4 protein-coding genes are annotated in these 5,050 nt (G+C 58.8%); all 4 read right to left on the reverse strand.

Annotated elements, in window-relative coordinates:
• Nucleotides 1–240: 240 nt before the first annotated feature.
• The 4 genes from AKL27_RS26765 to AKL27_RS26780 all read right to left on the reverse strand — a co-directional run bounded on the left by AKL27_RS26765 (nucleotide 241) and on the right by AKL27_RS26780 (nucleotide 4,855).
• On the reverse strand, nucleotides 241–1,068 hold the full coding sequence (locus AKL27_RS26765; RefSeq protein WP_232311128.1) for an SDR family NAD(P)-dependent oxidoreductase: 828 nt from the start codon (nucleotides 1,066–1,068) through the stop codon (nucleotides 241–243).
• Nucleotides 1,069–1,078: 10 nt separating this feature from the next.
• A complete protein-coding gene (locus AKL27_RS26770) occupies nucleotides 1,079–1,852 on the reverse strand; it encodes an SDR family NAD(P)-dependent oxidoreductase (protein ID WP_050465952.1) in 774 nt (257 codons plus the stop codon).
• A gap of 78 nt (nucleotides 1,853–1,930) precedes the next feature.
• Entirely contained in the window at nucleotides 1,931–3,805 is a 1,875-nt protein-coding gene (locus tag AKL27_RS26775; RefSeq protein ID WP_232311129.1) for a TRAP transporter large permease, read from the reverse strand.
• A gap of 12 nt (nucleotides 3,806–3,817) precedes the next feature.
• The gene (locus tag AKL27_RS26780) at nucleotides 3,818–4,855 is read right to left on the reverse strand and encodes a TRAP transporter substrate-binding protein (RefSeq protein ID WP_050465954.1); all 1,038 of its coding nucleotides are present in this window, start codon (nucleotides 4,853–4,855) and stop codon (nucleotides 3,818–3,820) included.
• Nucleotides 4,856–5,050 lie beyond the last annotated feature (195 nt).

A 5,050-nucleotide genomic window follows, 5' to 3' on the forward strand; every position in this document is an offset into this window, starting at 1 on the left:
TGCCCTTCGGGTTCCCGTTGGTGCCGTGCGTCAATCGGGAAGCTCGCTGCGCTCAGACAAGTTTCGCTTCTTTATCCGATTGTCACCCGTCCCCAACGGCAGCGTCTCCATGCGGAAGCGTATCACCGGCTCGCCTTCGGCATTGCTCGTTCAGTCCATTACGGCCAACCATCGCCTGTACGATGTCGCCCCCGCTTGGGTCACAGAAGAAAAAAAAGCAATCCAACCCACAACCAACCATCAAACACACTTCAACGACAATCCCCCATCCACCACCAAATCCACGCCGGTGATATACCGCGCTTCATCCGACGCCAGAAACAATGCCGCATGCGCCACATCCCAGGCGTCGCCCATGAACCCCATCGGACATTGCTCATCACGCTTGCGCCGCATTTCATCGATATCGCCGCCATAAGAAGCCTTCAGCGGTTCGCGAATCATCGGCGTATCCATCATGCCGGGCAAAATGCAATTGGCGCGAATGCCCAGCGGTGCATATTGACTCGCGACATTCTTGGTGAATGCCAGCATCGCCGCCTTGGTGGCGGTATAGGCCACATACGGAAAGCCGATCCAGCGCAAGGCCGCGACCGAGGAAATGTTGACGATGGCGCCTTTCTTCTGGCGCTCCATCACCGGCAACACATACTTGCAGGTCAAAAACAGGCTGGTCTGATTCACTGCCACGACCCGGTTCCAGCTCTCTTCGCTGGTTTCCACCGGACCACCGACTTCGGCGATGCCGACGTTGTTGTGCAGCACATCGATCCGGCCGAAATGATCGAGTGCGGCTTGCACCATGGCCTGCACATCGGTGCTGTTGGCGACGTCGGCGGCGAACACTTCGCAAATGCCACCTTCGCCGCGAATCAGCTCGCGGGTTTCTTCAGCCGCCTTGAGGCTGCGATCCACCGCCAGCACTTTGGCGCCTTCGCGCGCATACAGCGTGGCGGCAGCTTTGCCGTTACCCCACCCTGCGCCGACCGAACCGGCACCGGTGACGATGACTACCTTGTCTTGCATGACCCGCTTGTTATCGTTTCTGCGACCGCGATCTTCACTCATGTTCTGGTCCTCAAATATTCAAAATGCCGGCAGCCACGAAGCCGCCATCGACCGGCACCACGTGACCGGTCACATACGACGAATCCTCACCCGCCAGAAACGCCACTGCGGCGGCGATTTCCGCCGTGCTGCCGTAGCGTTGCATCGGAATCGCATCATTGAAGCTCTTGCGGGTTTCCGCCGAGTGCACTTCTTGCGTCAATGGTGTATCGACCGGACCCGGCGCCACGCTGTTGACGGTGATGCCATGTTCCGCCAGTTCGATTGCCATCTGCCGCGTCAGGCCGATGACGGCGGCCTTGGAAGTACCGTAAGCGGTGCGACCGGCACCGGCGCGGATACCGGAAATCGAAGAAATATTGACGATGCGGCCCCACTTGTGACGCGCCATCAGGCGCGCTGCGTGCTGACCGCACAGCATCACGCCGGTGACATTGATGTTCATGGTCAACAACCAGTTTTCAATCGGAAACTCCAGGAACGGGAAGGTCTTGGCGATACCGGCATTGGCGACCAGCACGTCGCAGCGGCCGTAGTCCTTATCGACACTGGCGAACGCGGCGGCAATCGATTCGGCCTTGCTGACATCCATGTGCAGCGCGGCTGCCGAACCACCGCTGGCGGTAATCGCGGCGGCCGTCTTTTCCGCCGTTGCCAGGTTGATATCCGCCACCAGCACGGTATAACCGTCGCGGGCCAGACGTTCCGAAATGGCGGCACCGATACCCATGGCTCCGCCTGTCACCAGCGCCACTCTGCGGGCGCCGCTATCGTTCTTGATCATGTTGTCTCCGAGATGAAGGCGGCCTGCAGGAAGGAAGGAGGCAGGCCGCCGGGATGATGCGTTTTACATTTCTGTTTCTTAATGTTGCAGGAAGCCAATCGAAATCCACGGCACCGCTGCAACTACCAGCAAGGCCACCACCAACGCTGCCAGATAACCCCAGACGCGGTTGAATACCTTGTCCGGCGACACCTTGCCAATCGCGCAGGCGGCATAAAAACCGACGCCGAACGGTGGTGCAAACAAGCCGATACCCATCGCCAGAATCACGACCATGGCGTAATGCACGTCATGGATGCCGAGCGAACGTGCTACCGGGAACAGCAAGGGACCGAACAGCACGATGGCCGGAATGCCTTCCAGGATACTGCCCAGCACGATGAAGATAACGATGGTGATCAGCAGGAAGCCCATGCCGCCGCCCGGTACGCCTTGCATCAGCGATACCAGCTTGGCCGAGAAGCCCGACTGCGTCAGTGCCCATGCCATCGAGGTCGCCATACCGATGATCAGCAGGATCGCCCCCGACAAGGTGGCAGCATCCACCAGCATCGGATAGATACGCTTGAAGTCGATATGCCGCATGAACAAGTGCATGATCAGCCCCACCACTACCGTGTAGGCGACACCAATCGTCGCTACCTCAGTCGCCGTCGCCACACCTTCGATCACTGCCACGCGAATCAGCATTGGCAAGGCCAGCGCCGGGATCGCAACGATCATGGTCTTGATGATCATGCCGATGGTAGCGCGCTTGACATCCGGCATCGGTTCACGACGGGCACGGAACCAGCAGACGATACCGATGGCAATCGTCGCCACCACCGCCGGCATCAGACCGCCGATGAACAAGGCCGTGATCGACACGCTGCACACGGCACCAATGGTGATCAGTACCAGACTTGGCGGAATCGTTTCGGTCATGGCGCCCGACGAGGACAGCAAGGCCACCAGCTCTTCCGGCTTGGCGCCACGCTTCTTCATTTCCGGAAACAGGGCCGGCGCAATCGCTGCCATATCGGCAGCTTTCGAACCCGAGATCCCCGATACCAGGAACATCGCGCCAAGCAGCACATATTGCAGACCGCCACGGACGTGACCCAGCAAGGACGCCATGAAGTCGATCAGCGTGCGGGCCAGACCGCTGATTTCCAGCAGTGAACCAAGCAACACGAACAACGGCACCGACAACAGGATCAGGCTGGACATGCCTTCATCCATGCGGCTGACCACGATCATCAGCGGCGCGCCGGTCGCCAGCGTCAGATAAGCCATGGTGGCGGTACCAAACGCGAACGCAATCGGAATGCCACCGGCCACGCAGACGCCGATCAGCAACACGAAAAACACGATCAGGTTGTAATTGCCCATGGCCAGCAGCGCCGGTTTCCCGAGCCATAATCCGAGTGCAATCAAGCCCACTACTGCCACTGCCGACAACACATGCTTGATGGTCGAACGACTGGCCATGCGGGCAATCGCTGCCAGCAACATCAGAATGGCGCCGACCGGCAAGGCACCGGCCCGCAGACCATCCGGAATTTCCAGCGCCGGCGTGGTAATCGCCATTTGCTCACTGGCATGATCGACCGCCGGGTGAATGATCATCAGCACGAAAATGCAGACGATCAGTGCTGCCACCGTTTCAAACCAGATGCGCCATTTTTCGGACATCTTGTTGACGATCGCCGTGAGCCGCATGTGCTCGCCACGATCCAGCGCCAGCACGGCACCCAGCATCGACAGCCAGATGAACAACGTCGAAGCCAGTTCATCCGACCAGATCAACGGATCATGCAACGCGTAGCGGTAGATCACGCCGGCCAGCAGCACCCCGGTTTCGATCACCACCAGCAGCGCCGCCACCGCGGCGACCACGTGCATCGCGCCACGGTTGACGCCTGCCAGCAAACGCGCCAGCGGGTTGGTCGGCGCCGTTGCGGTGTATGTCATCGCCGTTTCCATTTATGCCAGCTTCCCGGTGTATTTCTCCAACAGGGCCCAAGGCTCTTCACCGAACTTCTTGTGCCATTCGGCGTAGAAACCGGCGCTGCGCAGCTTGGTACGGAAGGCTTCGTTGTCAGTGTCATTGAATTGCAAACCCTTGCTCTTCATTTCGGTCGCCAGCGAATCATTGAGTGCCTTGACGTCGACGCGCTGCTTCATGCCGGCTTCGTTGACGTTGCGTGTAACGATTTCCTGCAAGTCTTTTGGCAAACGCTCGAACGACTTCTTGTTCGCCAGGAACCAGAAACCATCCCACATGTGATTGGTCATGGAACAGAACTTTTGCACTTCGTACAGCTTGGCAGTCGAGATGATTGCCATCGGATTTTCCTGGCCTTCGACGATCCGTGTCTGCAGTGCCGAATACACTTCAGCGAAGTTGATGCTGGCCGGGGCCGAGTCAAACGCGCGGAACATCGAAGTCCACAACGGGCTTGGCGGTACGCGCAGCTTCATGCCCTTCAGATCTTCCGGCTTGTTGATCGCACGGGTGCTGTTGGTGATCTGGCGATAGCCGTTGTCCCAGATCTTTTCGAAGGCGAACAAGGTCGACTTGGCTTCGATCTGCTTGCGCACGTGCGCACCCAGTTCGCCGTCCATCGCGGCCCACACCTGGTTGTAATCCTTGAATGCAAAACCGACGCCGCTGATTTGCGCAGCCGGCACCAGCGTGCCAAGGATCAACGGGGACAGCGTGAAGAAGTCGACCGCACCCGAGCGCACCTGGCCCAGCGTGTCGGTATCGTTGCCGAGCTGATTGTTCGGATACACCTGGAAGTCGATGCGGCCCTTGGACTCGGTCGCGATCTTGGCGGCCATTTCTTTGGCGCGCACGTTCATCGGGTGGGTAGCCGGCAGATTGTTGGCGTACTTCAGCGTGAATTCGGCGGCGGCATGTGCCGGCATCGCGATCATGCCGGTAGCAGCAGCAGCGGATGCCACCGATACGGTTTTCAAAAAATGACGGCGAGTGATGTTACCAGTTGGCTTACCCATCTGTTTGTCTCCAAGTTTGTTATAAAAATATACTTAACACTGCTCGTGCCTTACCGGGTACAGAGCAATTTGAATGCCAAGTCGCGTGAACCGGGCCGAAGCGGCCCTGCCACCCGCTGTTCCCTCCCTGTAGTGGGCACTGCAGCCACATTCTCGGCGATAAGGATGCAGTTCGACAAGGGATGGCAGGTGTTT

The organism is Herbaspirillum autotrophicum, from assembly GCF_001189915.1.
In the GTDB taxonomy this organism is placed as follows: domain Bacteria; phylum Pseudomonadota; class Gammaproteobacteria; order Burkholderiales; family Burkholderiaceae_D; genus Herbaspirillum; species Herbaspirillum autotrophicum.